The organism is Bradyrhizobium jicamae (assembly GCF_018130215.1).
Taxonomy (GTDB): Bacteria; Pseudomonadota; Alphaproteobacteria; order Rhizobiales; family Xanthobacteraceae; genus Bradyrhizobium; species Bradyrhizobium jicamae_A.
Window position 1 is genome coordinate 120,738 of record NZ_JAFCKQ010000012.1, and the last position, 16,864, is coordinate 137,601.

Consider the following 16,864-nt stretch of genomic DNA (forward strand, 5'->3'; position numbering starts at 1 on the left):
AAGGCAAGCGCCACAGCACAGAACAGGGCCGGGAGGACCACCCTCGATGGCCACAAGCGTTCTGGACTCTTCATACGTTTTCGCCTCTCGCGTGCAGATGCGTGATAGGTACTAATGGCATATTTTTAAATGAAAATTAGGCAAATGTATAGTCGCGCCCGTTCTCTCCTTGGTCGAGGTTAACAGGCTTTGTTAACAGCTTTTCTGCTCGAGCGGGATTGCGCCATCCCCATGCCCAAAATGGGACAAACGGCCAGAGAAAAGCCGGGAATCTGGAGGGGAAAATCGACCTGAGAGTGAGCGACCGCCAGTAAGCCGATCCAGAACGCGGTCGTCGGCAGCATTGCATCTCGGTTTCGACTCAGCATGCCACGGCCCAGCACCACGAGAACAGCAAGCCAGGCGATCCCGACAACGAGGGCGAACGGGATACCCATCTCGGCGACAATCTCGAGGGTGGTATTGTGGGCTTCTTCCCATACGCCGTATGACGGGACGTCGCCGCTGCGATACGCAGGGAAATTCCACTTGAACGTGCCGAGGCCGGACCCCAGCCACGGATAGTCGGCGATCATCTTGATGGTCGATTTGTAGGTGGACCAGCGCCCCGGATCGAAGAAGCCTTCTGTGCCAAACCGTTGATTGGCGCGGGGCGAAAGGATCGTGATCGCGGCGACGACCAGAACTGCTGTGACGATCGGAATGATCCAGAGCAATCCACGCTTACGCAACTCCTCGCGGAAATAGGTCGTCACGGCGCCGGCAATTGCGAGCAAGGAAAGCACGGATCCTGCGCGAGACCCCGTTAGCATGGTCGTGGAAAGCATCACAAAGCATATCAGCAGGCAAATCATCGTTCGCGGGGATGCGGCGTTCAACTGCAAGTTGATCCACTCGAGCCAGGGAAGCCGGGAAATTTCCGGGCGCTTGCTTCTCCCGCCGGCAAGCAGAATGATCCAGCCCAGGGTGGCGGCACCGAAATATGTCGCTGCCACGTTCGGGTTGACGAAAGTCGCCGTCACCGAGTTCAGATAATTGTATTTCTGCTGCCAGAGCACATAGTTTGGCCAGAAGGCGAGCGCGAGCAACCCATAGACTGCGTACACCAGCGCCGAGCCGAGAAACACCATCAGCAGCATTCGCGCATCATGCCTCTTTCTGCCGATGAGATATCCGCCGAGCATGGACAGCAGGCACGCAATCTGCGATCCGGCCGAGAAGAAAGGCTGGTTGCGTGCAATCGAGATCGAGCCTTGCAGATGCTCCCCGAGCAGGGCAGAGGCCTGCGCCCAGATCGGGGGCATCAGGCGGCCGAACGCCGGCGGCTGGCTCAATTGGGCGCCGACGACCACCACCCAGGCGAGCGAAACGACTGCAAATCCGCACAGGAAGCCCGTATCCTTCGGGCCGAGGGCCGGGACGCTTGCCAGTAGCAGCACCAGGGAAAGCAGCAACACCCACACGGCGATGACCCGCGCATCCGTCGAGCCGAAAGGCAGCGGTGCCAACGCGATCACGGCGCACAGGCCAAGCGTCGCCCCGGTCCCGGCATGGCGAAGCGCCGCTTTCGTGTAGCCGCCGCTCATATCTTCTGGTGGATCGGATCCGCCGCGGAACGATCGAGGTTGCGCGCGGTCGGGAAGCATCATCAATCGAAGTCCTTGACGCCCGATTCGCGCTTCCACTCCGCAAGCGAGCTTTCCAAATCGTATGAAAACCTGAAGCCGCTCGCGACCAGCCGCTTCGGCAATATGTTGGTCGAGAACCACAGCTTCTTCACGCGGTCACGATTGATGCCGGTCTTGATGCCGACGGCATGCAACGCCTCGAAAGGCAGCACCGCGAGATTCATCGACCAGACCGGAATGGTCAATCGCGGCTGGCTGTAACCAGCGACGCGCGAGAATCCCGTACAGATTTCATTGATCGTGTACCGGTGCTCGAAGCAGAAATTGTAGATGGAGACACCGGTGGTGTTGCAATCCGACATGTAGAGCATCGAGGACACGAGGTCCTTGACGTAACCGCAGGACTTGATCGTATCCGTACGTCCCGGATAGATGAACGCGTTTCTCTCCATCATTCGGGACAGGCGTGTGAAATTCCCTCGTTCGTAGAGGCCGTAGATCACGGCCGGACGAACGATGGTGAGCTTGCGCCCGGCCGCCTCGGATTGCCAAAGCAGCTTGATCTTCTCGGCGGAGAGCTTGGAGCGCCCGTAGGCGCTGACGGGCGCTGGCGTGGCATCCTCGTCCAGCGCCTCTTCACTCGGCCCGTAGATCGAAATCGAACTGGTGAAGACCACATTTTGCGAACCCGTCTCGTTGGCGAATTTGCAAACGTTCACGGCGCCGAGGATATTCGTGTAATAGTAGTCGCCGTCAGGATGTCCCGGCGTGACATGGATCGCGGCGAGGTTGAAGATGTCGGCCGGTGCGCCCTTTGCGATGTTCGGATCGATCGGCTCGCGCACATCGTGTTGCAGATATTCGACGCCCGCTATGGTTGCTCTGGGCTTGCCGATGTCGACCGAGACGACCCGGTTGTACTGATTCGATGCGACGAGGCGCGCCGCTAGATGAGTGCCGATAAAGCCGGCACCGCCGAAGATGATGGCTTGCGGAGACATTTGCGATCAGGGCTCGATCCGGCTCAGGCTGTTCGCCTCTCGGCGATACGCCTCTCTCACGACGTCGTAGTTGACGGCACGCGTCAGATCGACGGTATTCTCGATAATGCGGCGCTGCAAGAGTTGCTCCTGTAAGAGGCGGATCGGCCTTGGATCCAGCTCTCCAAATCTCGTGCCAAACGGACGCAGGAAGCGACGTTGTTCCTCCAGCAGGCGGGTCAGGAGAGGAACAGCCAGCGGCGTCTCGATCGACTTGGCGATGACGGGAACTGTTCTCTTGTAGTCCGTGTACACCGCAGTCCAGCCGTCGGCGGTGGCAATCAGATATTTCTCGAGATTGCGCAACCGGTCGAAGGCGCGCTCATTGGCGAAGTAGACCGGACCGGGGGCATGAACGCCGTAGGATTCCGGGCTGAACACCTTGTACTCGATATTCAAACGTTCGAGTTCCTGACCATCGATGTCTCGACGACCAAGCAGCACATCTATCTTGCGGTCCAGGAGGTCTTGCAATGCTGTGTCGCTTTCGACGAGATGCAGCCTGCTTTGTGCCACCGCGTTCCTGTTGATGAAGTCGTAGAGAATGGCAGCAGTCTCCGGCCCTGAGCGGTAGCCGATTCGCTTTCCCTCGAGATCCGTCGGCGTGTACAGCGCTACGTCAGGCATGGTGAAGAATTCCACCGGGCTGACCGCGTAGGATGCTGCGAACGCGACGATCGGAAGCCCCTCGGCACGGGCTTTCAGGAATGCCGCGGTCGACGCCAGACCGATAGTGTGTTCGTCGGATGCGACCGCCGATATGGCATCGCCGTCGGTTGACCCCGCAACCAGGCGGAGCTGCAGGCCTTCGCGCAGGAACAGGCCGTCAGCAATCGCCATGATCGTTCCGGCCGATGTCAGTGAAACGGGACCGCCGAGCTTCAGCGTGTACTGGATCGGGACGGCCTTGGCCGTCAACGCTTCGCTTCGGGTCGGTCTCTGTCGCACAAGAATAAGCGCTGCCAGCGTGCTGACGATAACCAATCCCGCGAACAGCGGCAGGCCTAATCGGAATCTGCGGGAACCTGACCGACTACCCATCATAAGTTTCTAAATATGTCCTTGGTCTTAAGAGTCGGCGTCAAGAAAATCGTGCACAAGTTGAGACCAGGAGTACGCCAACGGAACGTCCGGAAACTCAGTACAGTTCACTATACTCATATCTGAAAACAGTCGAACCAGAAGCAACCCCGAGAATCCTCTGGACTCTCTGATACCCGGTCAGCGGCACAATAATGCAATCGGTGCTGCCCGCATAGCAGATTTGAACCTTGATCGACTGGCCGCAGATGTTGTTCACGAGAACGATCTGGTCGATAATTTTGGGATTGATGATTTGTGGATGCGTCATCGGGGTGACCGCAATGCAAGCCCGTCCGTCCGGCGTCTTGTGGGTGGGCGCGTAGGTGCCGCTCATTCCCAGGAAGGGGTTTGCGGGCTTCGCTGCGATCCCCATTCCGCCTGCGATCGGCGCGGTCTTCTGTCCGAACGTGGGGGCCTGCGCCACAGCCAATCCAATGCATGCAAGCTGCACCGCGACCGACAGGCCGACCGCCAGCCAAATTTGGGCCATGATTCCTGGTGCGGGGCGCCTTTGCATCAAATCTCCGTGCTGACGTTCACGATCCGGGCAGCGTTTCGGTATGCAGCATCTCGATCAGTCCAAAGCCTGCGACGTGATAAAATGAGACGTGCTGTCCGCCGAACAGGACAGCGGGCGTCGGCGGGCTGACCGGTATAATCTCGACGCCGGCAGATGAAAGCGCGGCCAACGCGGCGTCAGTATCGGCGCACGTATAGCACAGGTGGTAGATCATCGTGCCCGACTTCTTGATGAACTTGTCGATCGGAGACGGACCATCGCCAGGCCAAATCACCTCCACGTCTGGCATGGTCGGATGATGACGCATGGCGAGGTTGACGCGCTGCAACGGATCGAATGCGCAGTTCCCCTCGGAGTAGCCAAGCGATGCCAGATAGCGAAAGGCTTCGTCCGGCGTAGCGACAGCGAGGCCCAAATGGTGAAAGCCAAGGTTCGCCAAGGCGGGCACGATCTGCTGTTCAGAGTGGGGCACCCTGGGTTCTCACGTCTTTTTCTGAATGAGGTCGACGAATTCTCCGACGTTCTTCAAGCTGCCGATCTCGGACGCAGAGAACTTCACGCCAAAGGCCTTTGAAACCGCAAGAACGAGGCGAATGTGAGTGAGGCTGTCCCAGCCGTCGACGTCGTCAGCCGTGGTCTGCGGCTTGAGCGCGAGGTCATCCTCATCAAACACGTCTCGGAAGACCGACGTGAGCTGGGTATAGATCTGAGCTTGGTCCATCATCATATCCTTTCCCGTCGATTGTCGCATATCGACTCCTGGTATCACTCAATGGCCACACGTGATGGCGCTGTAGCCTATTCTGGAGCGCTGGACGAGACCCGTGATTTGGACCGGTGCTCTTGACAGGTGAATGAGCTCAAGACGTCGGCCAGCCTGTTCGACCAAATGTTGGCCAGATGCCGCTTTGCGTGCACCTCGTCCGAGTAGTCCAGGTCGCCGTCAAGATCGGCCATCGACATTGCGACGAAGTTCGGGTTGACCTTGAATTGCTGGGTCAATGCCTGAAACCTCTGCTCGTAGTCCGCTTGAAATGGACTGGCGTCGCGATGCCAGGCAGGGATCGGAAGATCAACCAGCACGACCCGTTCTCCCGAGTCCAGCAACGATGCGACCGTGGTCTTGAGCAGATCGAACTGCGCAACTGATATCCCGTCCTTCCCCATGTTCTCCCGCCAATAATCCAGGGCCTTCTTCTTCTCCTGGTCCGACATCACAGCAACCTCGCGCTCAGCTTCGGTGCGTTGGGCGGAAACGCGGCCGGTCAGGAGAAGGTTGATGCCTGCTCTCGCCTCGCGGGCGACCTTCTCGACCAGAAGAAGCGGACGCAGCGCCATGACGCCGGCGTCCAGCCATTTGGACGGCAGAACCGCGACGGGGCCGCTGGCGCTCCGCCGGTAGAAACCGTAGCGGTACTTCTCGATATCGAGATCGCTCTCTCCCCGGTTGCGGTCGGGATCGACAAACCTGATGTCGGAATCGGCGAACATGCCGTACCAGACACCGATGACGAACGTGTTGGGTGCGCGATTGGGAGTAGTCTGCGTCTCGTGCACCAGATCGATGATCTGGGCGACTTCGGAGATATTGGCACCTCCCATCGCCAGGTTGCTCACGTTGGCGCAAGCAAGTTTCGGCTGGATCACCTTCTGGATGAAGCCAACGGCCGTGTTGGATGCTCCGACGATGAGGACCTTGCTCTCCTGGGTGTCAAGTACACTGCGACCCAGGAAAACATACTTGGGGACTGTCATGAACAGCGAGCGGCCCGCTGCTTGAAAGTCGCGGGGACCGCCGTGCGAGGGGTCCGGAAACACGAGGAAGGAGAGGGCGCCAATCAAGACATAGAGAAACACAAACGATGCCAGTGTCAGCGCGGCCTGTCGAAGGATGAATCTCAACTTAGAACGCCTTGTAGACGAAGTCGGGAGATTTGTGCAGCAACGTGGCAACCGCGACAATGGCCATCATCTGGCTGGCCAGCGTCAGGTTGCGTCCGATCAAGCTGTCGCGCACCGTGGTCAGCAGGGCCGGCGCCGTCAAACGGGGCGCAATGTAGTCGGCCACGAACCAGAATAGCCCGAATGCAGCCGCTATTCCGACGAAGGCGACGGATATTCCGCCTGGCCCCAGCCGGATTAGCAGGTGGGTAAAGTCGGACAGTTCCGGCAACCACAGGCAGGTGAGAGCCAGCACGAAATAGCTGATCGTCACACCCCGCGCAAAGTAGATGTAGCTCGGGGTTTCGGTCAACGTCCGGTAGCGTTTCTTGCCGAGGCGCTCGGTGCAGGCGACCTGCCAGAGCTTGTTGATGCTCGCGCCGGCGCCCATCAGAAGACCGTAAACGACGAAGACGGCCGTGGTGCCGTGCCAGATACCCATGACGAGAAACGTAACGAAGAAGGCGAAAACCCCCAGATAGGCGTTCAGCGCGGGGGCCGGGAACCAGGACATCAGCAGCATGACCAGCGGATTGAACAAGTAGAACTTGAACCACTGCGACAGCGTCATGTGCCAGCGCTGCCAGAACTCAAGGAAGCTGCGTGCAGAGAACGGCTTGTCGAAGTTTTCCGGCAATTGTTGACCAAGCAGAACGCCGCTGCCGATGACGATGTCCATATACCCGGAGAAATTATAGTACAGGTAAACAGCATAAAGCGAGGCGGCTGCGCCATAAAGCACGCAGAGCTTCGCGAAGGACAACTCGCCGGCCTGCAAGAGCTGCGGCTTCAGGAACGAGAATCCGTACTCCGCCACGGCGGCGATGATCACGAATTTAGCGTAGCCGGCAATCACTCGGGAAAAGGCCAGAAACACCGAATCTGCGTCGAGCTTGACGACAGCGGTTCCGTCGGCTGCGCGAAAATCCTGGTAGCGCTGGATCGGTCCCGAGACAAAGCACAGGAAGTTGCACGTATAGCGGAAGAACGCGAACGGGCCGACACGCTCGTCGAGATCTCCCGACTGTGCGTCGATCATCATGTGCAGGATGCGGAACAGGATGTAGGAGAGGCCGATCGTCAGATACGGAAAGGGAAGATGGCCAAGGTCCTCGAAGAAGGAGAAACGCTTCAGGAAGACATAGGAGACCAGTACGCCAACGATCCCCAGGCCGAGCACGAGCGAAGACTTCCAGACGGACAGAATCGAGACGCACACATAGCCGAGCAGAAGGAAGCCGAGGAGCGGCAGGATCTGGGTGTAGTCGGTCAGGTAACTGGCGATGAAGATCGCATTGGCGAGCCCCAGCACGAGCCTGCGATAGGTCACCGACTGGCTCGCGTTGAACGCAAGCACGACGCCGGCAAGGAACGCAAAAAAAAGTGGCGATGTAAGGCTCATCGGCGATCAGCTCGGGCCCAACGGCCTGTGGGAAAGGGTTGACTCATGCAGGCTGCAGCTGTGGCTGCTCCCGCTCCACTGTCATCGGCAGGTCACCGAGTTCGGTATCGGTGCTGAGCTCCCATCGGCTGCTGCCGTCGGGGCCTTCCTCGACCCGGGTAAATCCGAGCTTGCCGTAATGCTCGCGGACCATCTCGTTGCGCTCGGTCGGAATATAGCGACCTTCCAGGGTCGAAATGCCCGCCGCCCGCGCGCGATTCAGGATCTCCGACAGCACCGCCTGCTCGACGCAGCGCCCGAGCACCCGACAGCTCATGAGCCAGGTATCGATGGTCCAGGTACCCGGACGCGAGGGGCGGCATATGATGACGCAGATGATGCCGTTGTCGCCGAACTTGTCGAACAGCCGAACGTGCAGCGTCATCACGTCGTCGCTGCCTTCGAGCTGTTCGATCTGCGCCTCCGTATAGCGGCGCGTGGTCAGATTGAATTGATTGCTCTTGTTGATCAGCTGGGTAACGCGCGATCTGGTGGTTGGGTCAAAGGCGCCGAACACGATGCGCATCTCCAGCGACCGCAGGTACGACGGCAGGTCGGAAGTCTGGCCCTGGAGGCTCAGCCGACGGGCGTTGGCCTGATACATGTCGGCACGGGCACGATCTTCGTCAGAAAAGCCGATCGCCTCGAAATAACCGGCTGCGGCAAGGGTGCGCGCGTAGCCGGCGGGGTCGCTGTCGAGCTCGGGAACGGCCACCTCGGGGATTTCTCGACGGATCAGGCCGCGTTCGACAGGATTGTCATCGAGGAACACGAAGGAGTCGAGCCCGAGCGACAGCTCCTTGGCAATGGCGCGTATGTTGGTCGCCTTATCGTCCCAGTTGGCCTGGAACACGGCGATGTGATCCTCCCTGAGAAGCATGTCGGGATGCTCCTTGAAGGGACGGCGGGCGATCGAGTCGGTGTTCTTCGAACTTACCGCCAGAACGACACCGCGTGCGCGCAAGGCGAGGGCGAGCTGTTGGACAGACAAAAACGCCTCGCCCGTCGCGTCGCCTTGCGCGAGCTGGATCCCCTCGAGGCCATCGTCGCCGATGACGCCGCCCCAGACCGTGTTGTCGAGGTCGAGCACGAGGCATCGGCGGCTCTTGCCGCGCAGGGCCCCGATAATCCGGCAGACATGCTCTGCGTAAAGCGGGACGAAGTCGTCGGAGAATGGCAGCTTGGCCAGGTTCCATTGCGCCGGCGAATGCCAGTCCGCAAGACCCACCGTTTCGGCGATACCCGCCACATCGAGCAGCAGGTCGGTCGACTGGAGGACGGCTTGGCAAACCTCCTGGTTGAAGCGATCGACCAGGTTCCTGGCTGTCCCCTTCAGCGCACGGTCGAACGATCCGAAAAGGCCCTCCGGCGGGGCCGCGAGGGTCTGCAGAATGCAGACCGCATTGCTGTTGCGGGCGAACCCCGCACGGATGGTGTTCACGAGGCCGATGGCCGAATCGACCGTTTGCGCCGCGATCTCCTCGTTGCCCGGACTCGGCTGGAGGGCGAGGCCCCTGTGATCGAGCGCAATCAGGACGGCGTCCGGTCGCGAGGTGTTGAGGCTCGAATCCGGTTGTAGCGAGTCCTGGAGGAACTGGTCGTAGGCGCCGGTGACGCATTCGAGGGCAAAGCCGTGGCGCGCAGCTGTCGCAACCAGAACGGGAACCATCAGGTCGAGGGTGCCGTTGCCGACCAGGCCAAGCTTGAACGGCACCAGGGGCTTGAGCGAGCGTCCCTGTTCGCGCACGATGGCAATGGCGCGTCCGAGTCGCGAGAGCTGGCGTTCGTCGAGCGCATGGGTTGCGAGAAACCGGATCTGCTTGCCGACCTCGGATTCCGTCTTCGTCAGCTGCTTACAACTGGTGGCGAAGTCATCGGGCGGTCTTGGAAGCCACGACAGTTCTCTATAAAGTTCTGCAGACACAGTCGATCTCAGCTCGTGTTTGGCGGCGAACGGAGCGAAGCTGCCGCACCCATGGGGGAAAATCCAGCCGATAATGTAAGCATGTTGTTCGAATATAATTCGACAGTTTGATGGCGTGTTCTTGGCCATCTGCCCAATTGGGTTATACGTAGAATTAGATTTATACAGTGAATCTATATGGAGAATACGGTAGCGACCGTCAAATCTGAACCGGTAGTTTGGATTAAGGTTACAATGCGCGAGGACCAATTGTCGGGCGAGCTAACCCTCTCCGTCGTGATACCCAACTACAACTACGCCAGGTACGTCGGAACAGCGATTCAAAGCGCGCTCGATATCCGGTGGCCTCGCGTAGAGGTCGTCGTTGTCGACGACGGATCGACCGACAACTCAATGGAGGTCATTTCAGCGTTTGCCGACAGAATCGTTGCCGTCAGCCAGACGAACGTCGGGCAGATGCAATCATGCGTGAACGGCTTTCGCCGATCGACGGGAGATGTCGTCATCTTTCTCGATTCCGACGATGCGCTGCATCCCGATATCATGCGAGAAGTTGCGGCAGCCTGGTCCGAGAAGGCGAGCAAATTCCAGTTTCAGATGCGGGCGATCGATGCCGCCGGGCATGCGACGGGCAGCGTCCAGCCACAATTCTTCGAGACCCCGACGCCGCAGCAGATACGGGAATGGGCGATAACCGCGGGCGTCTATCCCACGCCGCCCGGCTCCGGAAATGCCTATCCGCGATGGCTCGTTGAAAAGGTTTTCAATTTCAAGTCCGATTTTGTCGATCGGGCCCCGGATAGCTATCTCGTTACTGCAGCACCCGCCTTGGGAGACGTGATCACCATCGCAAAGCCGCTGGTGGATTATCGCGTTCATGGCGAGAACCACGGCGCGTTCCTGCAGCTGGATGACAGCCGCTTTGCCCGGGAAGTGGACGTCACGCGGCGACGTTTCAATTTCTTTACCGAGATTGCAAGGAGCGTCGGGCTTGCCGTTGACCCCGAGGCGTTGAGCAGGAACATGCTATACTTGTGCCTGCGGGCCGCATCCTACGCGCTGCAACCAAACGGTCATCCCATTGAGCAAGATAGCTCGATGCGGATCATGGCCGACAGCTTCCGGGCTCTCGGCTACCCGCAAGGGTTTACAATCTCCCAGCGCGCCTCGCTGTTTCTCTGGACATTGTGCGTCCTGTTCGGACCGGGCCATCTGTCGCGCTCACTCGTGAGCTGGCGTTATGCGCCAACCAGCCGTCCCAGGCTGATGAAGACTGCGCTCAATTTGTTCAAGGTGGTGCGCTAGACCCCGGTCACGGCGGTTGTTCGTGTCTGGGTGCACCTGGCGCGATCGCGGCCTTCGGGATCAGCGTCAGCAGCCAGATCAAGAGCGCGTATCCCGGTTTCAGCAGGAACGAAAATCCGATCCAGCTCACCACAAGGAAGTGGCATGCTTCAATTCGCATGGAACTCGAGTAGAGCCGGACGATCACCAGGGCAAGAAACAGCAACAATCCAACAACGCCGTATTCGTACGTGACCTTGGCCCATGTCGGATCGGCAACCTCATACGTATATCTGTACGTCGCGAGGTCGCGGAAATAGCTGCCGGCGCCCTTACCCAGCCACGTTGCAAAAAGTCCACTGTTGAAGCTGTTCTGCACCATCTCCCAGGGCGCAACAAATCGGGCATATGCGCTGGTGTTCGGTTTGCCGAACTCGGAGAAGCGCCCCAGCCAGATGTTGAGGAAGGGATCATCGAGGCTGGAGAGCACGACGATCAGGAGGACGAAGCCACAGGCATAGGCGACGAAGACCGGCGTCCGGCTCCAGCTCTTCGGCAACAACAATCCCGCAATCACAGCAATCATTCCGGAGCCGGAAAACGAGCTGAGCAGGCCGGCGGCAAGCAGCGCCAGGTAATACAACCTTCTTTGCGAGCGATACTCGATCAGCAAGGCGAGGCCGGTTACCAGTGAGAGGTCCGCGGACTCGCGAAGAAAGAATCCATTGGCTTTCACGAGACCGCCGCCGCCCTCACGATAGAAGGTGTACGTGCCGGCACCCCGCACCTCCTTCGGCAGGACAAAGTAGATGTTGGTCAGGATGTCCAATTTCGTAATGTTGACTGCGACGAGCTGCACGATTGCAACTACCGCGATGATCGTGGCCGCCAATACATAGGCCTTCAGGACATAGTCCAGAACCGGACCAAGGCCGGGACGCCGGACAAGGCGAAACATGAAGGGTGCGTAGAGCACGCACAAGAGCAGAAACGAACTCCACGATGTGGTGGAAGTCGCAAATGGCACCCGCAGCGCGGCGATCGCGACGGCGCTGATGTAAATGAAGAGCGAGGGAACGCTTAAGGCCGCATATCCCGATAACAGAAGATATATTACGATCAGGGCGTAGCTGAGCAGGTCGGAGGCAAGGGGAAACTCGCCGATGTTATATGCGATCTGGCCCAGGAACAGGACCGAGATAATCGCGAACCAGACCAGGAACCGTGCAATCCGGTTCAGTTCGAGCTCGGACGGGATCCCGTAGGCCGGGCTGGTCGCTGCATCGATCGTATTGGCGGCTGTTGCACTCATTCAGTGTCGGGGTTCTCTGGCTAGCAGGCCTTGTGCGCCGGATCCGGCAGGTCATGCGCCCGGATCAAGCGGCGTGGACAATACGACGTCGTTCCGGTCACAGAAAGACCCTTCTAAGACGGCGAGTTCCGGCCTCGACGCCGAAGCGGGCGGAGAACAGCTCGAACAAGGCCGTCTGGTTCTGGTTCAGTGCGGAGATTTCGTCGATATTGCGGGCAATTACGTCGGCAAGATGATTCAGGTTCTCGGCGAGGAACATCGCCGACTGCTCCTCGGACGTGGTACCGGCCAGTGCGTTGCGCAAGCCAAAGATGGGCAGTCGCTGAAAGGCGTAGTCCAGAACCTTGAGCTTGAAGCCGCCGCCCAGGAGGTCGGGCACCAGTCCGCCGCGTGCAGCCGCGACATAGGGCGAGATGTCGTCGACCCGGCCGTGGAACGACAAATGCGGTCGGAAGTGGTCGAAGCGATCGCGGAAGTGCTGCGGCACGGTTCCCACCACATCAAGTCGTATTCCATTGCGTTGCAGACCGGGTAGCAGGCCCTGGACGATCAACTCCAGATTGCGTTGCTTGGCGACCCATTCGAATGATCCGACCAGCAACAACGTTCGAGGACTGGCTGATGAAATCTGGCGCGGCGGACTGGCATCGCCAAAATAGATCGGCGGAACGATATGGACGTTGTTCGAGAAGCCTCGGAAATAGGAGCCGTCTTCCTCGGAGATGCATGTGACCACGTCCGCAGCCTGCAGGACCCGGTTCTCCTGTTTGCGATACTTCTCGGCGTCCAACCGCATCAGGATCCGACGCATCGGATTGCCAAAGCTGCTTGCAATCTGCGGGCGAATGGCACCTTCGGCGTTGTGGGCGACATAGCAAATCGAGCTTGGTCCGCGTTGACGCAGGATCTCGGGCAGCGGACCGGAGGAATAGGCGTGATCGATGACGAGCGAATCCCAATGCTGCTGCAGAAGGGTTTGCAACGACTGCTGAAGTTCAGGCGTGCCGAGGTTGAAGGCGTCGCGGGGCAAAGGTGAAAGGAGGCTACGCAAGCCCGTGGGGCGCGCGGGCGCTGCGTCGAGGCAAATCAGGTTCGGCAGATTGAGGATATGTTCACCAACCGACTGGTCGCTGCGGCGGGTCCCTACCAGCGTGATGGCGGCCTCGTTGGTCTCCGCCAACGCCCTCAAGACGCCAGCGGAGTAGAGCGCATCGCCGCTGAACAGCGGAGAGGGAAGCCGCCCGCAGATCCAGAGTATTTTCTTCAATTTCTTCAACTTGCGTTCACCTTGCATGCTTCGCCTGGCTTTGAGAGCGGCCGCACGGACGCCAGACGCGCAGCCGATAGCGCGAAGCGCGCCATCGCGACTAGAATTCAAGGGGATGGTGTTCGAATGAAGTTCGGATCGCCCGGTCCTGGCGAAGCAGCCGCAAGTTTGCGGCAAGCCGTCGACCGGCCTCCTTGGATTTCCATGCAAACCAGACCATCTTGTCGAACGCTGTGGACCTCTTGTCCGATTCCGCCTGCTTTTTGATCGAAGAGGCGGTCGTCAACTCAATGCATGGGAACGGGAACAGTGCGTAGTTGTACAGATCGTTGTGCCAGAACCGATCCATCTCCCAGTCGATTGGACGGCTGATCGTACCCAACGATCCTATGAACGCACGGGCCTTGCTGCTGGAGATCAGGTAGGCCTGCGTGCCCATGGGGGCCTTCTTGAACCGTATCAATTCACGTTGCCCGAGCCACGTCACGTTTCTCAGCCGGGGCATGTGCCGCGCATATAATCGCAGGAAGCCGAGACCGGCAGTCCTGCAGAGAGCCACCAGCGCCTTGTAGTCGAACGCCGGGTCGAGTGCGACGTCATCCTCTATCACGAGCGTCCAGGTTTCCTCGTGCGACGCCGCGAGTTTAGCCAGCACAGCAATGTGACTGGCGGCGCAGCCAATCTCTGAGCGCGATAGCGTGCGACCCCAGAAGCGAACGGATTGGGCTTCGTCATATTGCGGCAAGTGCGCCGGGGGAATGCGAATTGCGTCGAAATAGCGCCACGGAAGGCCGAGAGCGCTCAAGTTCGCGTTCACCCGTTCCCTGCGCGGGGAATCGGTAAAGCTTATGACGGTCACATTGAGGTCGGAATTCATCGGAGCGCGTGTGGTCCCTGGCATCTTTCTGACGCAGTCCGAGCTTATGGCACGTCGCGTGGGTTTCTCCAATCGCGCCGCGGCGGTTCATACAAACGAGGTTACGGCGCTCTGCATCGGCCAGCTTGTCCGGTGTGCGGGACGCTGCCAATGTAGGTGCGCTTGGCGTCCACAATCCGTCTGCAGGAGCTGCGACCTCAGTGAGTGACTCCACCTTGTTTACCAAGATCCTCAAACACGCCCTTGCGGTAGCGATGATGATTTCAGCCGCCCTGCCCATAAAGCCGGCATGGTCTGCGGGTTGGGAACTGGTATTTTCCGATGAGTTCGATGGCAACAAGCTCGACCGAACGAAATGGGCGACGCGCTACATCTACAATCACGAGACGATGGATCACTTCAACGATGAGAACCAGCGCTATCGCGACAATCATGTCGTTTCGGATGGCGTGCTCAGTCTGATCGCCAAGAAGATGGAGGGCCCGAACCTCTTCGAGTCGGCGATGATCCGAAGCCACCGGACATTCTACTATGGTTATTACGAGGCGAGGGTGTTTCTCCCCAACGCAAAAGGTGTGTGGCCGGCATTCTGGCTCGAAGCCGATTATGACATCGACGGGAAGACGTGGCACCCGCCGGAAGCCGACATCTTCGAGTTCGTCATCAACGGGGTAGAGGACAAGGCCAATTCCCTGCACTCCAACGTTGTGGCCCCCTTCAGCGAGAAGGAATACACTTACGTCGACAAGAATTTCCTGCTCAAGTTTCAGAACTTGTACGGGAGCGAGGATCTCAATCTCGGTTGGCACACCGTCGGCTACGTCTGGGCGCCGGACAAGGTCTCGTTCTTCTGGGACGGCAAGCTGATCTACACCCGGAATTACCGATGGCTGCGCAATGATGGTCAGCTCGGCCCACCCGCGCATGTCGACCTCAATTTTGCGGTCGGCGGTAGCAAATGGGCTGGCCGGCATGGCATCGACGAGGCGGCGTTTCCGCAGGCGTTCAAGATTGATTACGTGCGTGTCTGCCAGTACACAAATTCCGACAAGGGAGCCCGGCAGTGTGGTCCGGGAAGCCTGACGCCCGATCCGAAGCAATTCGGATACACGACGACCATCAATGACATGCCGAAGCCGATCTTCGAGAGTATCAGCAAGGTCGCCGGCAGGCAGGTCAGTGCGGGCGTTGCATCGCTCGGTACAACCGATCCTGTAAGCGTCGAAATTCCGCTCAAGATTCCCGAGGACTATGCTTCGAACAGGACACTGCAGGCCTGGGTGGTGGATGAAGCGACCGGGAGCACCGTGGCGGTCGCCAGTGCCAAGGTGGACCCGTCAGCGCTGAGGAAACGACCCGATGGGGCCAGCATCGTGGATCTGGCGGTGCCGGCCCTGCCGCGCGCGGGATCCTATGTTCTGGCGGCAAAATTGACTTCAGAAGTCTCCGGCGACAAGGGAGCACGAAGCATTACGCCAAGCCCGGTCGCATGCAGCACCGGGATAGTCCAGCCGCCCAAGGCGTTGTCCTGCCGCCTGGTTTCGCTCAAGGTACAGGGGCGGTAGTCGACGCCAGGAGGGGCATGTGGCTCAGATGCGCAGCAATCTTGCTGCCAATGCAGCGAGGCCGCGCGGATAAAAACCGAGGCGCGCGAATTCGGCGAAGTCCGCCGCCGTCGGCCGGATGCCGTAATACGGAGAAAACTGCTGGAGCATCAGCCGCTGCCTGCTTCTGACATCGTCGGAGCAGTGCAAGTCTGAAACCAGCTTGTAGGCGGTCCTGACCTTTTCTTGCTTCGACGAGATCCTGCTTCGCGACGGTGTCACGTCGAACCGATACAGCGGTATGTCGAGCAGTCGCGCAGGGCCGAATTTCTTGACGATCCTCATGAATAGCTCGAGATCCTGCCAGGCCGGCAACCGCTCGTCGAACAGTCCGGCGGCCTCGAAGGTTTGCTTCGGCGCGAAGATCTGATTGCCGATCTGATTTGACTTGATGAGATCGGAGAAGTCCACTGAGCCCTGCTTCTTCGTCGTGCCGATCTCCTGGCCGCCGCTTATCAATATGTCCTGCGCATAGATGCACGAAGCGGCGGTACCGCACCGCGCGAGGGCGATCCAGAAATCATGCAACTCGCCGAGTCGTCGTGGCGTGAACTGGTCGTCGTCATCCAACCCGGTGACAAATTCTCCGACCGCCTGCCGGATCGCCTTGTTCCTGGAGATTGGCGCGCCACAAGGACTATCGTTGCGAATGAAGCGGACTCGCCGGTCCGAGCGCACGACGGACTCGAGATAGGCAGCCGTGCCGTCGGTCGAGGCATCATCGACGACAATCAAATCGATATCGGTGAATTCTTGTGCAAGCACGGACGCCACGGCGGCTGCCAGCAGGTCAACCCGATTGCGGGTTGGGATGTAGACGGAGATGGTCAATGTCCTCACCGCGTCTGACGTCGATCCACTTCGCTTCGGACGCGTCGGGACGGCCTGTTACCATGTCGCGTCAGCGATGTTAACCTAATGTTTGTCCTGACTCTGACGAAGC

15 protein-coding genes are annotated in these 16,864 nt (G+C 59.3%); 2 read left to right on the forward strand and 13 right to left on the reverse strand.

The features are described from left to right. Window positions 1-179: 179 nt before the first annotated feature. From JQ586_RS16220 to JQ586_RS16260, 9 genes are all read right to left on the reverse strand, one after another. Window positions 180-1,649 carry an O-antigen ligase gene (locus JQ586_RS16220; protein ID WP_212395591.1) on the reverse strand — a complete coding sequence of 490 codons (1,470 nt, stop codon included), beginning with the start codon at window positions 1,647-1,649 and terminating at the stop codon, window positions 180-182. After that, complete coding sequence (locus tag JQ586_RS16225; protein WP_212395592.1) at window positions 1,649-2,629, reverse strand: NAD(P)-dependent oxidoreductase; 981 nt, start codon at window positions 2,627-2,629, stop codon at window positions 1,649-1,651. Before JQ586_RS16225 ends, JQ586_RS16220 begins: the two co-directional genes overlap by 1 nt. Window positions 2,630-2,635: 6 nt before the next feature. Continuing rightward, entirely contained in the window at window positions 2,636-3,586 is a 951-nt protein-coding gene (locus tag JQ586_RS16230; protein WP_212395593.1) for an ABC transporter substrate-binding protein, read from the reverse strand. A gap of 220 nt (window positions 3,587-3,806) precedes the next feature. Continuing rightward, on the reverse strand, window positions 3,807-4,241 hold the full coding sequence (locus JQ586_RS16235) for a hypothetical protein (protein WP_212395594.1): 435 nt from the start codon (window positions 4,239-4,241) through the stop codon (window positions 3,807-3,809). A 46-nt stretch (window positions 4,242-4,287) separates the two neighbouring features. After that, window positions 4,288-4,743 carry a VOC family protein gene (locus JQ586_RS16240; protein ID WP_212395595.1) on the reverse strand — a complete coding sequence of 152 codons (456 nt, stop codon included), beginning with the start codon at window positions 4,741-4,743 and terminating at the stop codon, window positions 4,288-4,290. A 9-nt stretch (window positions 4,744-4,752) separates the two neighbouring features. Beyond that, entirely contained in the window at window positions 4,753-4,998 is a 246-nt protein-coding gene (locus tag JQ586_RS16245) for an acyl carrier protein (protein ID WP_212395596.1), read from the reverse strand. A gap of 71 nt (window positions 4,999-5,069) precedes the next feature. Beyond that, on the reverse strand, window positions 5,070-6,233 hold the full coding sequence (locus tag JQ586_RS16250; RefSeq protein ID WP_212395597.1) for a hypothetical protein: 1,164 nt from the start codon (window positions 6,231-6,233) through the stop codon (window positions 5,070-5,072). Beyond that, a complete protein-coding gene (locus tag JQ586_RS16255) occupies window positions 6,175-7,614 on the reverse strand; it encodes an MBOAT family O-acyltransferase (RefSeq protein WP_212395598.1) in 1,440 nt (479 codons plus the stop codon). The genes JQ586_RS16250 and JQ586_RS16255 overlap by 59 nt, the downstream gene beginning before the upstream one ends. 43 nt (window positions 7,615-7,657) lie before the next feature. Next, a complete protein-coding gene (locus JQ586_RS16260) occupies window positions 7,658-9,706 on the reverse strand; it encodes an HAD family hydrolase (RefSeq protein WP_212395599.1) in 2,049 nt (682 codons plus the stop codon). A 105-nt stretch (window positions 9,707-9,811) separates the two neighbouring features. Between JQ586_RS16260 and JQ586_RS16265 the strand changes: the two genes are divergently transcribed. Beyond that, entirely contained in the window at window positions 9,812-10,882 is a 1,071-nt protein-coding gene (locus JQ586_RS16265; RefSeq protein ID WP_212395600.1) for a glycosyltransferase family A protein, read from the forward strand. A 7-nt stretch (window positions 10,883-10,889) separates the two neighbouring features. Here JQ586_RS16265 and JQ586_RS16270 read toward each other — a convergent pair whose 3' ends face one another. From JQ586_RS16270 to JQ586_RS16280, 3 genes are all read right to left on the reverse strand, one after another. After that, on the reverse strand, window positions 10,890-12,173 hold the full coding sequence (locus tag JQ586_RS16270; RefSeq protein WP_212395601.1) for a hypothetical protein: 1,284 nt from the start codon (window positions 12,171-12,173) through the stop codon (window positions 10,890-10,892). Between the two features lie 97 nt (window positions 12,174-12,270). Further along, on the reverse strand, window positions 12,271-13,449 hold the full coding sequence (locus JQ586_RS16275) for a glycosyltransferase (RefSeq protein ID WP_212395602.1): 1,179 nt from the start codon (window positions 13,447-13,449) through the stop codon (window positions 12,271-12,273). Between the two features lie 91 nt (window positions 13,450-13,540). Beyond that, complete coding sequence (locus JQ586_RS16280) at window positions 13,541-14,317, reverse strand: glycosyltransferase family 25 protein (RefSeq protein ID WP_212395603.1); 777 nt, start codon at window positions 14,315-14,317, stop codon at window positions 13,541-13,543. A 200-nt stretch (window positions 14,318-14,517) separates the two neighbouring features. On the opposite strand from JQ586_RS16280, the gene JQ586_RS16285 reads away from it, so the two are divergent. Continuing rightward, the gene (locus JQ586_RS16285) at window positions 14,518-15,882 is read left to right on the forward strand and encodes a family 16 glycosylhydrolase (protein WP_212395604.1); all 1,365 of its coding nucleotides are present in this window, start codon (window positions 14,518-14,520) and stop codon (window positions 15,880-15,882) included. A 24-nt stretch (window positions 15,883-15,906) separates the two neighbouring features. On the opposite strand, the gene JQ586_RS16290 is transcribed toward JQ586_RS16285, so the two are convergent. Then, a complete protein-coding gene (locus JQ586_RS16290; RefSeq protein WP_212395605.1) occupies window positions 15,907-16,752 on the reverse strand; it encodes a glycosyltransferase in 846 nt (281 codons plus the stop codon). Between the last annotated feature and the right edge of the window lie 112 nt (window positions 16,753-16,864).